General features: G+C 68.5%; 10 protein-coding genes. 2 read left to right on the top strand and 8 right to left on the bottom strand.

Features of this window, described 5'->3' with window-relative positions:
* Positions 1–182: 182 nt before the first annotated feature.
* The 3 genes from E4A48_RS00365 to E4A48_RS00355 all read right to left on the bottom strand — a co-directional run bounded on the left by E4A48_RS00365 (position 183) and on the right by E4A48_RS00355 (position 4512).
* Positions 183–539, bottom strand: a complete 357-nt coding sequence (locus E4A48_RS00365) for a helix-turn-helix domain-containing protein (protein ID WP_038232512.1) — start codon at positions 537–539, stop codon at positions 183–185.
* A 199-nt stretch (positions 540–738) separates the two neighbouring features.
* Positions 739–3030: an NADP-dependent malic enzyme gene (locus tag E4A48_RS00360; RefSeq protein WP_142741669.1), complete on the bottom strand. Its 2292-nt coding sequence runs from the start codon at positions 3028–3030 to the stop codon at positions 739–741.
* Between the two features lie 144 nt (positions 3031–3174).
* Positions 3175–4512, bottom strand: coding sequence for a dicarboxylate/amino acid:cation symporter (locus E4A48_RS00355; protein ID WP_142741668.1), 1338 nt, complete (start codon positions 4510–4512; stop codon positions 3175–3177).
* 474 nt (positions 4513–4986) lie between these two features.
* On the opposite strand from E4A48_RS00355, the gene E4A48_RS00350 reads away from it, so the two are divergent.
* Complete coding sequence (locus tag E4A48_RS00350) at positions 4987–6156, top strand: OprO/OprP family phosphate-selective porin (protein WP_058359996.1); 1170 nt, start codon at positions 4987–4989, stop codon at positions 6154–6156.
* Between the two features lie 256 nt (positions 6157–6412).
* Positions 6413–9061 carry a hybrid sensor histidine kinase/response regulator gene (locus E4A48_RS00345; protein ID WP_142741667.1) on the top strand — a complete coding sequence of 883 codons (2649 nt, stop codon included), beginning with the start codon at positions 6413–6415 and terminating at the stop codon, positions 9059–9061.
* Positions 9062–9239: 178 nt separating this feature from the next.
* Here the strand turns inward: E4A48_RS00345 and E4A48_RS00340 are convergent, their stop codons facing one another.
* From E4A48_RS00340 to E4A48_RS00320, 5 genes are all read right to left on the bottom strand, one after another.
* Positions 9240–9581 (bottom strand): DUF5713 family protein, encoded by a 342-nt coding sequence (locus E4A48_RS00340; protein ID WP_039005964.1) that lies wholly within the window; start codon positions 9579–9581, stop codon positions 9240–9242.
* A gap of 94 nt (positions 9582–9675) precedes the next feature.
* A complete protein-coding gene (locus tag E4A48_RS00335) occupies positions 9676–10314 on the bottom strand; it encodes a LuxR C-terminal-related transcriptional regulator (RefSeq protein ID WP_058197230.1) in 639 nt (212 codons plus the stop codon).
* 178 nt (positions 10315–10492) lie between these two features.
* Entirely contained in the window at positions 10493–11593 is a 1101-nt protein-coding gene (locus E4A48_RS00330) for an ABC transporter substrate-binding protein (RefSeq protein ID WP_142741666.1), read from the bottom strand.
* Positions 11590–12978 (bottom strand): sensor histidine kinase, encoded by a 1389-nt coding sequence (locus E4A48_RS00325; protein WP_039005967.1) that lies wholly within the window; start codon positions 12976–12978, stop codon positions 11590–11592. Before E4A48_RS00325 ends, E4A48_RS00330 begins: the two co-directional genes overlap by 4 nt.
* A complete protein-coding gene (locus E4A48_RS00320; protein WP_142741665.1) occupies positions 12971–13684 on the bottom strand; it encodes a response regulator transcription factor in 714 nt (237 codons plus the stop codon). The genes E4A48_RS00325 and E4A48_RS00320 overlap by 8 nt, the downstream gene beginning before the upstream one ends.
* Positions 13685–13814 lie beyond the last annotated feature (130 nt).

Genomic DNA, 13814 nt, shown 5'->3' with positions numbered 1-13814 from the left:
TGCGATGCAAGCGCGCAGGTGTGCCAGACCTGACATTTTCCAGCCTGCATGTCGGATCAACGCGACATGCGCCATCGCTCCGCGCCACACCCGCACACCCGCACCGCTGGCAATCGCGACACCGAATGACCACAAACAGACAGGGTGACTGACGAACCAAGCTACCGCGCTGGCGATAGCCATCACTCCAGATAAGCGCTGGCGTTCTCCAGGAGCGCAATGACGGTGGCAAGAAAGGACACCGGGACATGCCGTGAGAGCTGTAGCAGGCGCGACTCGAGGTCACGGCGTGAACTTGGCACAGCACTCAACGGCAACACCTTGCCGGCGATACCCCCAACAGCCAGCCATTCGAACTCGACCTGGAGTTCTTCACTGAGGACACGCAGGTTGCCGACGCTGGGCACGCAACCGCCGGCACGCTCCCAATGGGCGATAGTGGTGCGATGCACCCCCAGCCTACTCGCCAGTTCGCATTGCGACAGGCCGAGCGCTTTGCGCGCCGAACGGATACGCGCCGCTAATGCACCATGATCCATATCGCACACCTGTCCTTAGGAGCACCATGGTGATGTACACACCAAACTAATGAATGTGTCGCACGCATTTTGCTCGAATCGGAAGGGCTGTCAATACTTGTCCCAGCGCCTTCGATCAACCGAGGCGAGCGCGCTTATGTGAGCCGTAGACACAGTGGCAGCGGCGCGCTCTGCCGGCGAACGCGCCTCCCAAGCTGGCTCAGCCCGCCTTCTCCGCTTCCAACTGCTTGCGAATCTGCGCATCGACCGCGGCGATGGCGGTCATGTTCATCACCCGGCGCGAGGTGGCGCTGGTGGTGAGGATGTGCACCGGCTTGGAGATGCCCATCAGGATCGGGCCGATCGCCACGCCGTCGGTGAACACGCGCACCAGGTTGTAGGCGATGTTGGCCGCTTCCAGGTTCGGCAGCACGAACAGGTTGGCGCGGCCTTTCAAGGTGCTGTTGGGCATGATCTGCTTGCGCAGCGCCTCGTCCCAGGCGGTGTCGCCCTGCATTTCGCCGTCGATGTTGAGCTCGGGCTTGCGCTTGAGCAGCGCTTCGCGCACCTGGCGCATCTTCAGCGCATCGCGCGAGTCGTGGCTGCCGAAGTTGGAATGCGACAGCAGCGCGATGTTCGGCTCAATGCCGAACAGCTTGAGCCGGTAGGCGGCCTGCAGCGTGGCCTCGACGATCTGCTCCACGCTCGGGTCTTCCTGCACGTGCGTGTCCAGGAAGAAGAACGCGCCCAGCTGGTTGATCACCCCGGTCATCGCCGAGGTCGAGCTGACCCGCGGTTCCAGCGGGATCACGCTGCGCACGTAGCCGAGCTTCTTGTGGAAGCGGCCGACCACGCCGGTGAGCAGCGCATCGGCTTCGCCGCGCGCGACCATCACCGCGGCGATCAGGGTCGGCCGCGAGCGCATCAGCTCCTTGGCCGCGGTGACGGTGACGCCGCGGCGTTCGGTCAATGAATGGTAGTACTGCCAGTAGTCGTTGAAGCGCGGATCGTCGTAGATGTTGGTGATCTCGAAGTCCACGCCGGCAACGATGCGCAGGCCCAGGCGCTGGATGCGCGCTTCGATCACGTCCGGGCGGCCGATCAGGATCGGGAACGCCAGGCCTTCGTCGATCACGCTCTGCACCGCGCGCAGCACCACTTCCTCTTCGCCCTCGGCGTAGACCACGCGCTGCTTGTCGGCGCGGGCGCGGTCGTAGACCGGCTTCATCATCAGGCTGGTGCGATAGACGAACTGGCCGAGCTTGTCGCGGTAGGCCTCCATGTCGGCGATCGGACGCGTGGCCACACCCGAGTCCATCGCCGCCTGCGCCACCGCCGAGGACAGCTCCACCAGCAGGCGCGGATCCAGCGGCCGCGGGATCAGGTAATCGGGGCCGAAGCTCGGGGTCTCGCCGCCATAGGCCGCGCCCAGGTCGGAGGCCTCGCGCCGTGCCATCGCCGCGATCGACTTGACGCAGGCGATCTTCATCGCCTCGTTGATGCCGGTGGCGCCGACGTCGAGCGCGCCGCGGAACAGGTACGGGAAGCACAGCACGTTGTTGATCTGGTTCGGGTAGTCCGAACGGCCGGTGCCGATGATCGCGTCCGGGCGCACCGCCCTGGCCGCCTCCGGAGTGATTTCCGGATTCGGATTGGCCAGCGCGAAGATCACCGGCTGCGCCGCCATCGTCGCCACCATCTCCGGCTTGAGGATGCCGGCGGCCGACAGACCGAGGAAGATGTCGGCGCCCTCGACGATCTCGGCCAGGGTGCGCTTGTCGGTGTCGCGCGCGTAGCGTTGCTTGTCCGGGTCCAGATCGGTACGACCGCTGTGGATCACCCCGTCGCGGTCCAGCGCCAGGATGTTCTCCGGCTTCAGGCCCAGCGACACCAGCATGTTGACGCAGGAGATGCCGGCCGCGCCCATGCCGGTAGTGGCGAGCTTGACGTCCTCGATCTTCTTGCCGGTCACCACCAGCGCGTTGAGCACCGCCGCGCCGACGATGATCGCGGTGCCGTGCTGGTCGTCATGAAACACCGGGATGTTCATCCGCTCGCGCAGTTTGCGCTCGACGATGAAGCATTCCGGCGCCTTGATGTCTTCCAGGTTGATGCCGCCGAAGGTCGGCTCCAGGCTGGCGATGATGTCGACCAGCTTGTCCGGATCGTTCTCGTTGATCTCGATGTCGAACACATCAATGCCGGCGAACTTCTGGAACAGCACGCCCTTGCCTTCCATCACCGGCTTGGACGCCAGCGGGCCGATGTTGCCCAGCCCCAGCACCGCGGTGCCGTTGCTGATCACCGCGACCAGGTTGCCGCGCGCGGTCAGCTCGCTGGCCTGTTGCGGATCGGCGACGATCGCTTCGCAGGCGAACGCCACGCCCGGCGAATAGGCCAGCGACAGGTCGCGCTGGGTCAGCATCGGCTTGGTCGCCGACACCTTGATCTTGCCCGGCGGCTGCTGGCGGTGATAGTCGAGGGCGGCCTGTTTGAAATCGTCGTTTGACATCGAGGCTTCTATAGTCGAAAGGCGCGAGGACCCAGGATTCTACCCCCTGGGCCATGGCCAAGCCTGTCTTGCGGCTGTCGCCGCGCAGGCCGAGGCCGGAAACGCGACGCGCCGGCAAGGCCGGCGCGCGCAGGGTGATGACACTCAGCGGATCGCGGCAGGCTCGGCCCCGACCGCCGGCAGCGCCTCTTCGCCGCCGTCCAGGGCGATGCGCAGGCGGTCGCGGTCCAGCGCGTTCTCCCAGCGCGAGACCACCACGGTGGCGACCGCGTTGCCGATGAAGTTGGTCAGCGAGCGGCATTCGCTCATGAAGCGGTCCACGCCCAGGATCAGCGCCATGCCTGCTACCGGCACTTCCGGCACCACCGCCAGCGTCGCCGCCAGGGTGATGAAGCCGGCACCAGTCACGCCCGCGGCGCCCTTGGAGCTGAGCATCGCCACCAGCAGCAGCGCGATCTGGTGCCACAGAGTCAGTTCGGTGTTGGTCGCCTGGGCGATGAACAGCGCGGCCAGGGTCATGTAGATGTTGGTGCCGTCCAGGTTGAACGAATAGCCGGTGGGCACCACCAGCCCGACCACCGACTTTTCGCAGCCGGCCTTCTCCATCTTCTCCATCAGCGACGGCAGCGCCGATTCGGACGAAGAGGTGCCCAGCACCAGCAGCAGTTCCGCCTTCAGGTAGCGGATCAGCTTGAAGATCGAAAACCCGCACAGGCGCGCCACCGCGCCCAGGATCACCAGCACGAACAGCAGCGCGGTCACGTAGAACGAGCCCACCAGCCAGGCCAGGTTGATCAGCGATTCCACCCCGTACTTGCCGATGGTGAAGGCGATCGCACCGAACGCGCCGATCGGCGCGGCCCGCATCAGGAGGTGCACCAGCTTGAACACCGGCGCGACCAGCGCCTCCAGCAGGGTCAGCACCGGCCTGCCACGCTCGCCGACCAGCGCCAGCGACACGCCGAACAGCACCGCCACGAACAACACCTGCAAGATGTTGTCGCCGACGAACGGGCTGAGCAGCGTCTTCGGGATGATGTCCATCAGGAAGCCGACCAGGGTCAGCTCATGCGACTTTTCAACGTAGCTGTGCACCGCGCTCTGGTCCAGGTCGGCCGCATTGATGTTCATGCCGGCGCCGGGCTGCACCACGTGCGCGACGACCATGCCGACAATCAGCGCCAGCGTGGAGAAGAACAGGAAATACACCATCGCCTTGACGAACACCCGGCCCACCGCCTTCAGCTGGGTCATGCCGGCGATGCCGGTGACGATGGTCAGGAAGATCACCGGCGCGATGATCATCTTCACCAGTTTGATGAAGGCGTCGCCCAGCGGCTTGAGCTTCTCAGCGAAGGCCGGCTCGAAGTGGCCGAGCAGCGCACCGAGCACGATGGCGACCACCACCTGGAAATACAGCTGCCGGTAGAACGGCACGTGCCGATGCACGAGGCCGCCGGCCGGGGAAGTTGGGATATGCATGAGTGCGCTCCGGAGCAATAAGTAGACCAGCAATCAGACGCAGATCGCGGAATGCTGTCTTTGTACGCGGCACCGGCTTCTAAGCAGATAACCCATTGGTAGTAGTCCCCTGGTCGCAGTGCCGTCGACGCAGTTACAGTGTCCCCGCACGCTGGTGGGAAAGACGATGCGACGCGCGACGCCGGCCATGTGCATGGCCCTTCGACGCTGCGTCGCATACTGTCCCGCCGCCGGCGCTGCCGGGGTCGCATGCGTATTCAGGGGCCATGCGCCGTCGCAGGACCGCAACATCGCTGTAAAGAACCGCCGGATGCGTCCGCTATTGCATGCGGGCGGCGCGTTGTTCCGGCGATATGCCCACACTGTGGCCGGGGGACGGTCGCGACACCACGCTGCACCGCCCGCACAAGCCTTGCCGTCCTTTCAGTCGAGTGCCGAAGCGCTTTTTTCCTCATCAAAGAAGACATCACGACCATGCGCCATACCCTCCTCTTCGCTGCGCTGTGCCTGACCGCCGCCGCTCCCGCCGCCGCCAGCGGATTCGACGACTGGCCGACCAAGGTCGCCTTCAACGACGGCACCGAACTGGCCGTGACCGGCAACTACGGCTACGACTGGAACAACTTCTCAAACGACGATGCGCGCCTGGAGGACGACAACACGTTCCGGCGCAAGGAATTCGGCGCCACGCTGAAGAAGAAGGGCGTGTACGACGCGATGGTGTACTTCGACTTCCAGTCCAAGCTGTGGCTGGACGTGTTCTTCCGCTTCGAGACCAAGGCGCTGTTCGGCAGCGACTACGGCAAGGTGCGGCTGGGCTACATCAAGGTGCCGGTCGGCCTGGAAGGCGTGACCAGCTCGCGCGCCGACAGCTTCATGGAAACCGCGCTGCCGATCCAGGCGATCTACCAGGGTCGCCGCACCGGCGTGGAGTGGACCTTCGAGCGCCCGCAGTACCTGCTGCAGGCCGGCGCGTACGGCGGCAAGGATCTGCAGGGCGACAACCCCGGCACCACCCAGGCGGTGCGCGGCGTGTGGACCCCGTTCAAGGCCGACGGCGACGTGCTGCACCTGGGCCTGGCCTACTCGCAGGAAAACCCGCGCGGCTACCACAACGGCCTGGACGTGAGCTTCAGCCCGCGCGTGCGCCTGCGTGCGCGCCCGGAAGCCGGCCTGACCGATGTGCGCCTGGTCGACTCCGGTACCCTGGTCGATGCCGACCAGGTGCGCCGCACCGGCCTGGAGGGGATCTGGATCAAGGGTCCGTTCTCGATGCAGGGCGAAGCGCTGCGCGCCGAAGTGACCCGCGACAACGGCCGCCCCGACTACACGGCCGACGGCCAGTACGTGTTCGCCAGCTATGTACTGACCGGCGAGTCGCGCCCGTACAGCGCCGGCAACGTGGCCAACGTCAAGCCGGCCAACGCCTACGGCGCGGTCGAGGTGCTGGCGCGCTACAGCCGCCTGGACCTGGACGACGGCAGCGTGCTCGGCGGCCGCCAGCACGACTGGACCCTGGGCGCCAACTGGTACCTGACCAGCCACTTCAAGTTCCAGGCCAACTACGTGCGCGCCGATGCCGAGCGCGCCGGCGTGCACACCAAGCCGAACTCGATCGACCTGCGCGCGCAGGTGCAGTTCTGATCGGCGCGGCCTGATCGGCGCCCCGCTCGGCACTGACCGCCCGGGGCGCGTTGGAAAGCAAGACCCGGCGCGGCAGCGCCTGCACACATGGGCAGGCGCTGCCGTTCTGCGTTCAGCCATCCGGCCATCCGTCCATCGCGGCCGCTTGTGCGATCGCAATGCCGCCGCCGAGAGCGCCCGCGCAACCAATTGCCAGCAACGCATGCGCCGCTGCCGCTAAGCTGGCGGGACACCATCCCGGCCGCACCCACTGCGCATGTATCCCGCTTCGCGCTATCGCCACGTCGCCCTGCTCCTGCTCGCCGTCCTCGGCGGCATGGTGCTGGCGATGCTGTCTGCAGGGTATTTCGCCGAACAGCGCGCGCTGCGTGCCGAGAGCCGGCAACTGCGGCAGCAGCTGGAGCTGTACGCGCAGACCCTGCGGCAGCGCATCGACCGCTACCGCGCCCTGCCGCAGCTGCTGGCGCTGGACCCGGAGCTGCGCCAGGCGCTGACCCGGCCGCTGGACCCGGCTGCGCACCAGCGACTGAACCTGAAGCTGGAACGCGCCAACGACGTCACCCGCTCCTCGACGCTGACCCTGATCGATGCCGGCGGGGTGGCGGTGGCGGCCAGCAACTGGCGCCTGACCAGCAGCAACGTCGGTGCCGACTACGGTTTCCGCCCCTACGTGAAGCAGGCGCTGGCGCAGGGTAGCGGTCATTTCTACGGCATCGGCATGACCACCGGCATGCCCGGTTATTTCCTGTCGCAGGCGATCCGCGACAAGGACGGCCGCATCCTCGGTGTGATCGTGATCAAGATCGAGCTGGCGGAACTGGAACGCGAATGGCTGCGCGTACCCGACGTGGTGCTGGTCAGCGACCGCCACGGCGTGGTGTTCCTGTCCAGCCGCGACGCCTGGCGCTATCGCCAGCTGCAGCCACTCAGCGCACGCGAGCGCGAGGAACTGCTCGCCACCCGCCAGTACGCACGGCAGACCTTGTTGCCGGCGCAGCGGCGCCGCCTGGCCACGCTGGATGATGGTGGCCAGGTGATGCGCATTGCGGCGCCGGCACAGCGCGCGCCGCTGCTATGGCAGAGCATGGCGCTGCCGGAGAGCGGTTGGCGCCTGCACCTGCTGCACGACATCGGCAGCAGCCGCGCCGCCGGCCGTGCCGCCGCGCTGGCCGCGGCCGGGATCTGGCTGGCGCTGGTGTTCCTGGGCCTGCTGTTCCAGCAGCGCCAACGCCTGACGCGGCTGCGCCAGCGCAGCCGGCGCGAACTGGAATCGCTGCTGCAGCAGCACGCGCAGGAGCTACGCACCGCGCAGGACGGCGTGGTGCAGGCCGCGCAGCAGGCCGATACCGGCCTCAGCCGCAGCCTGGAGCATCTGCCGCAGGGCGTGGTCATCATCGACGCGCAATTGCGCCTGGTTGCGTGGAATTCGCGCTACCTGGAGATCTTCCGTTTCCCGCCGGAACTGATCCGCATCGGCCGCCCGATCGAGGACGTGTTCCGCTACAACGCGCGCCGCGGCCTGCTCGGTCCCGGCCCGGTGGAGGCGGCGATCCAGCGCCGCCTGGACCATCTGCGCAGCGGTCGTCCGCACATGCGCGAGAGCGAGAAGGACGACGGCACGGTGCTGGAGATCCGCGGCAACCCGCTGCCCGACGGCGGCTTCGTCACCAGCTATGCCGATATCACCAGCTACAAGAACGCCGCGCGCGAGTTGCGCTCCTTGGCCGACGCGCTGGAGCACCGCGTGGCCGAGCGCACCCGCGACCTGGCCGACGCCAAGCGCGAGGCCGAGAACGCCAACCGCTACAAGACCCGCTTCGTCGCCTCGGCGGTGCACGACCTGCTGCAACCGCTCAACGCCGCGCGCATGTTCGTTTCGGCGCTGCGCGGCAAACTGCACGATGACGACGCACGGCAGATCGCCGGCCATGTCGACAATGCGCTGGTCGCGCAGGACGCCATCCTCAACAGCCTGCTGGACATCTCGCGACTGGAAGCGGGCACCCTGAAGACGCAGGTGCGCGACTTCGCGCTGGGGCCGCTGCTACAAACCCTGGCGCACGAGTTCGGCATCGTCGCGCAGGACCGCGGCCTGCGCCTGGACTACGTGCCCACCGGCGCCACGGTGCGCAGCGACGAGACCCTGCTGCGGCGCATCCTGCAGAACTTTCTGTCCAACGCGGTGCGCTACACCCCGCGCGGACGCGTGCTGCTGGGCTGCCGACGCGACGGCGCGCACCTGCGCATCGAGGTCCACGACCAAGGCCCTGGCATCCCCGAGGCGCTGCAGCAGGAGATCTTCGAGGAGTTCCGCCGGCTCGGCGACGGCGTCGCCCACGACCGCGGCGCCGGGCTGGGCCTGGCGATCGTGGAGCGCATCGGCCGCCTGCTCGGGCACCGCATCGAGCTGCGCTCGCAGCTCGGCCGCGGCAGCGTGTTCGTGGTCACCGTCGCGCTGGGCGACGCTGCCGCCGCGGCGCAGGCGCAAGCGCCGACCGCGGTGGCCAGCGACAACGGCGACGACCCGATCCTGCACGGCTGCCGGGTGTGGTGCATCGACGACGACCCGCGCGTCTGCGAGGCCAGCAGTGCGCTGCTGGAACGCTGGGCTTGCCGGGTAGAACTGGCGGCCGGCCCGGAGCAGGCGCTGGCCGCGGCGCAAGCGGCGCAGGCGCCGGAGCTGGTGCTGCTGGACGCGCGTATGGGCGAGCGCGCCGGCCCGGCCCTGTTCGCCCAGCTGTGCGGGCGCTGGAACGCAGAACCGCGGGCGATCCTGGTCAGCGCCGAACCGGATCCGGCGCTGCGCGCGCTGGCCCAGGGCCAGGGCTGGGGCTTCCTGTCAAAGCCGGTGCGCGCGCCGGCGCTGCGCGCGCTGATGACGCAAATGCTGTTGCGCCGTGGCTGAGTTTCTCTCCTGCCACGGCATTAGCCCCTCTCCCGCCGGGACACGGGTTGGGGTGAGGGTTGGCGCGAAGCGACTTGCGGAGTTTGGGCGCACCAGGCTGCGCCCGTACCCTCATCCGACCCTACGGGCCACCTTCTCCCGGTGGGAGAAGGGAACAGCTCGTGCGGGGCCGCCTCGCTCACCACTCGCGCGGCGCGATCAACTCCTCGGCATCGGCAGCATCGAAGCCATAGGTCTTGGCGATGTACAGGAAGTCCACGCCGATGTTGTCGCGCGCGGCGGTCTCGATCTCGCTGTCGTGCGCCTCGAACTCCAGCGCCAGCGCGTTGAATTCCTCGGTGGCGGCGTGGGTGAGCCGGTATAGCGCCGGCAGGTCCGGCGGTGCCTGCGCCTCAATCGCCTCGCACAGCCGCAGCAGGATCTTTTGGCCCTTGCCGACCAGGAAGGGAGGAAAATACGCGTCGTCCAGCATTTCCTGCAAGAACGGGTAGTAGGCGATCTGCTCGTTGCGGATAGGCATGGTTGGGGATCCCTTTCCGCCCGCTGGAAGCGCGGGCGCCAGTGCATAGCATCGCGTATCCGGGCGCGGCAGCAAATGCTCCCGCCGCGGCGGTTCACCCATCGCCTTCCGGCTCCAGTGCCTTGACCAGCACCGCGGCCTGGGTGCGGCTGTGGCATTCGAGCTTCTTCAGGATTGCCGTCACATGCACCTTCACCGTGTTCTCGGCCAGGCCCAGTTCGTAGGCGATCTGTTTGTTGAGCAGGCCGTCGGCCAGGCACAGCAGTACACGGAATTGCTGCGGGGTCAGCTGCGCCAGGCGTGCGGCCAGTTGCGCATCGGCCTCCGAACGCGCCGCGGTCAGCGGCGGGAACCAGGTGCCGCCGTCGAGCACCGCCGCCACCGCGATGCCGATGGTCTCGGCCGGCGACGACTTGGGGATGAAACCGGCCGCGCCGAACTGCTGCGCGCGGCGGATCACCCGCGGGTGGTCGTTGGAGGAGATCACCACCACCGGCACGTCCGGGCGTTCGCCGCGCACGTGCAGCAGCGCCGAGAAGCCGCGTGCGCCGGGCATCGCCAGGTCCAGCAGGACCAGGTCGACGTCGGCCTGCGCGGCCAGTGCGGCGTCCAGCGTGGCGGCGCTAGCCGCTTCGGTCACCCGCGCGCGCGGCAAGGCCTGGCGCAACGCGTGCAGCACCGCGGCGCGGAACAGGGGATGGTCGTCGGCGACCAGAATCGTAGGCGCATCCATCCCTACAGTCTGGCATGCGCGGCCGCCCGCGTGCCGCTGCGGTGCCGTTGCACGCTGCTGGCGGCGCTGCCGACGCCGCGCATGGCCGTGGCCTGCCGGCAGCCAATGCCAGCGCCGCCGCGGCCCCAGGCATGCGCAGCCGCCCACTGCCGCTTGCTCCTGGCGGACCCGGCGCCGCCTACTTGGGAACGGCAGACACGCCCTGGCGCGGCGGATGGCGGCGCATGCTGCTGCGCCAGGCATCCAGGAACTGGCGGCGCTTGAGCGCATCCAGGTACACCAGCAAACCCGGCCCCAGCGCGATCGGGCGCAACGCTGGCGGCGGGGCCGGCGCTGCGCCAGCGCCGCCGGGCATCGGCAGGATCGGCTTGAGCTGCGCCTCGCGCGACAGCACCTGCTGCCCGCGCGGCGACAGCAGATAGTCCAGGAACCGCCGCGCCTCGGCCGCGTGTGGCGTATCGCGCGGAATTACCGCGGTGCGCAGCGCGACCAGGGTGTAGTCCTCCGGTTGCACGATCGCCAGCGGCGCGCCGGCGTCGATCCGCGCCTGCGCGTAGGAGCCGAGCACGTTGTAGGCCAGCAGCAGTTCGCCGCGGCTGACCCGGTCCAACAGCACGCCTGTGCGTTCTTCCAGCACCACCTGGTTGTCGCCCATCGCCGCCAGCAGGGCGCCGGACATGCTGCCGATCTGGCCGTCCTGGGTCGCGAACAGATAGCCCACGCCGCTGCGCTCCACGTCGTAGGTGCCGATCCTGCCGCGCAGCGGCAGGCCAGGCGCGCGCAGCAGCTCCAGCAACTGGCGGCGCGTGCGCGGCACTTGCGCCGCCGGCAACCGCGCCTTGTTGTAAACGATCGCCACCGGCTCGTAGCTGATCCCGAACGCCTCGTGCCGCCATTGCGCCCAGGCCGGCAGCGCCTCGGTCTGCGGAGAACGGTGCGCGAGCGCGTGGCCGTCGTTCACCAGCTTGGTCTGCAGGTCCATGCTGACGCTGATCAGCAGGTCGGCGCAGCGCGCGCCAGGCCGTGGATGCAGGTAGCGCTGGTACATGTCCCAGGCGATCGCGTCCTGATACACCACCTCGGTGCGCGGGTGCAGCCGCTGGTAGTCGCCGATCACCGCGGCGAACACCTCGATGTCGGTCGACCCCTGGATGCACAGCTGCGCTGCGGCGCCGCCCTGCGCCGGAAAGCGGCGGATGTCGCCGGGCGCGGCCAGCGCGTCGTGGAACAGAACGCAGCCCAACAGCAGCGCGGCGCGAAGCGATCGAAGCGGGGTCATGGATGCAACCTGGGCAGGTGCAGGCTGGCGATCAGGCCGCCGCCGACGCGGTTGGACAAATCGATGCGCCCGCCGTGGCTGTCGACCACGCGTTTGACGATCGCCAGGCCGAGCCCGGCGCCGCCGGAGGCCGCGCCCTCGCCGCGCACGAAGCGCTCGAACACGCGCTCGGCATCGGCGGCGGCGATGCCGGGACCGTGGTCGGCCACGGTCACCACGCAATCGCGCGCCGCGCAGGTCAGCGCCACCTGCAGCGCGCCGTCGCCGCCGTACTTGCAGGCGTTGTCGATCAGGTTCTTGATCGCCTCGCGCAGCAGCAGCGTATCGCCGCGCACCAGCGCCGACTCGCTGGCGATGGCCAGCTGCACGCGCTGCCGCGGTTGCGACTGCGGCAGCGCCTCGTGCAAGGCCTGGTGCACGACTTCGGCCAGATCCACGCTGGCGTAGCGCTGCATGTTGGCGCGGTGGATCACGCTGGCATCGCTGAGCAGCTGGTTGAGCAAGCGGCTCATGTGCGTGGCGTTGCGCTCGATCGCCTCCAGGCTGCGACGCATGTCGCGCGGGTCGTCGTCGTCCAGCGCCAGTTGCGCCTGCGCGCGCAATGCGGCCAGCGGCGTGCGCATCTGGTGCGCGGCCTCGGCCATGAACGCGCGCAAGGTCTCGTTGCTGCTCGCCAGGCGCGCCATGAAGCGGTTCAACGCCGCCACCATCTGGTGCATTTCCTGCGGCGCGGCCACCGCCAGCGGCTTCAGTTCCGACGGCTCGCGCCGCGACAGGTCGCGCTCGATCCGGTGCAGCGGGCGCAACGCGCGATACACCCCCAGCCAGACCAGCGCCAGCGACAACAGCGACAACACCGCGATCGCGACCAGCGCGTGCAACACCACATCCTGCGCCAGCGCTTCGCGCGCACGCCGGGTCTGCCCGACCTGCACCCACAGCTCGTCCTGCGCCGCGGCCGAGGACACCCGCCGCGCCACCACCGCGAAGCGCACCTGCTCGCCGCTGTAGTACGCATCGAACAGCTGCGGCGGCGCGCTGGCGCGCGGCAGCGACGGCGCCTTCGGCAGATCGCCGTAGCCGGTGATGGTGCGCCCGCGCGCATCGAACACGCGGTAGAACACCCGGTCTTCCGGCGCCATCGCCAGCAGGTCCAGCGCCGCGTACGGTAAGTCCACCTGCCATTGACCCCCGGCCAGCGCCACCGAATCGACGATCGACAGCGCCGAGGACACCAGCAAGTGGTCGTAGGAACGGTTGGCGGCGCGCTGGCCGTAATCGCGCGCGGCGAAGAACAGCGCCACCGCGCCGAGCAGCGACAGCCCGCCCAGGTACAGCAGCAGCGTGCGCCGGATCGACGGCGCCGGCAGCGCGGCCTCAGCCATCGTCGCCAGCCTCTTGCGGCGTGGCTGGCGAGGTATCGATCGCGGCCGCTTCCAGCTTGTAGCCGACCCCGCGCACGGTGACAATGCGCAGCGGCGCACCGACCAGCTTCTTGCGCAGGCGCCCCACGTAAAGCTCGATCGCATTCGGCCCGGCCTCGTCGTCGAAGCCGAACAGCCCGTTGCCGATCTCGTCCTTGCCCACCACCTGGCCGAGCCGCCCGATCAGGATCTCCAGCAGGCGGTATTCGCGATTGGGCAGTTCGATCGGCATCCCATCCAGGCTGACGGTGTGTGCGGCGTTGTCGAAGGCGAACCCCCCCAGTTGCAGCACCTCGCTGGCGTTGCCGCGGTTGCGCCGCAGCAGCACCCGGCAACGCGCCTCGAACTCGCGGAAATCGAACGGCTTGCCCAAGTAATCGTCGGCGCCCACGTCCAGCGCCTGCACCCGGTCCTCGATGCCGTCGCGCGCGGTCAGCATCAGCACCGGCGTGGTGTCGCCGCGCTCGCGCAGCCCGGCCAGCACGCGCAGCCCATCCAGCCCGGGCAGGCCGATGTCCAGCACCACCAGATCGAAGCTCTGGTAGCGCAGCACGCTGGCCGCGCCCAGCCCATCGCTCTGCCAGTCCACCGCGTGCCCGCTGCGGCGCATGCGCCGCACGATCGCATCGGCCAGATCGGCGTTGTCTTCGACTAACAAGAGACGCATTGAGGATTCGGGATTGGGGATTGGCAAAAGCGATTCGGCCGGCGGATGCTAACCCGCCGACGGCAAAGGCGACAGCGACGCAACCCGCTTTTGCCAAGCCCCCATCCCGGCTCCACCGACAGGTCGATGA

This window comes from Xanthomonas translucens pv. cerealis, from assembly GCF_006838285.1.
Taxonomy (GTDB): Bacteria; Pseudomonadota; Gammaproteobacteria; order Xanthomonadales; family Xanthomonadaceae; genus Xanthomonas_A; species Xanthomonas_A cerealis.
This window is presented reverse-complemented; position numbering and strand designations above follow the sequence as displayed.

Coding starts and splice junctions, on each gene's coding strand:
- E4A48_RS00365 (WP_038232512.1), bottom strand. CDS start 539: ATGGATCATGGTGCATTAGCGGCGCGTATCCGTTCGGCGCGCAAAGCG.
- E4A48_RS00360 (WP_142741669.1), bottom strand. CDS start 3,030: ATGTCAAACGACGATTTCAAACAGGCCGCCCTCGACTATCACCGCCAG.
- E4A48_RS00355 (WP_142741668.1), bottom strand. CDS start 4,512: ATGCATATCCCAACTTCCCCGGCCGGCGGCCTCGTGCATCGGCACGTG.
- E4A48_RS00350 (WP_058359996.1), top strand. CDS start 4,987: ATGCGCCATACCCTCCTCTTCGCTGCGCTGTGCCTGACCGCCGCCGCT.
- E4A48_RS00345 (WP_142741667.1), top strand. CDS start 6,413: ATGTATCCCGCTTCGCGCTATCGCCACGTCGCCCTGCTCCTGCTCGCC.
- E4A48_RS00340 (WP_039005964.1), bottom strand. CDS start 9,581: ATGCCTATCCGCAACGAGCAGATCGCCTACTACCCGTTCTTGCAGGAA.
- E4A48_RS00335 (WP_058197230.1), bottom strand. CDS start 10,314: ATGGATGCGCCTACGATTCTGGTCGCCGACGACCATCCCCTGTTCCGC.
- E4A48_RS00330 (WP_142741666.1), bottom strand. CDS start 11,593: ATGACCCCGCTTCGATCGCTTCGCGCCGCGCTGCTGTTGGGCTGCGTT.
- E4A48_RS00325 (WP_039005967.1), bottom strand. CDS start 12,978: ATGGCTGAGGCCGCGCTGCCGGCGCCGTCGATCCGGCGCACGCTGCTG.
- E4A48_RS00320 (WP_142741665.1), bottom strand. CDS start 13,684: ATGCGTCTCTTGTTAGTCGAAGACAACGCCGATCTGGCCGATGCGATC.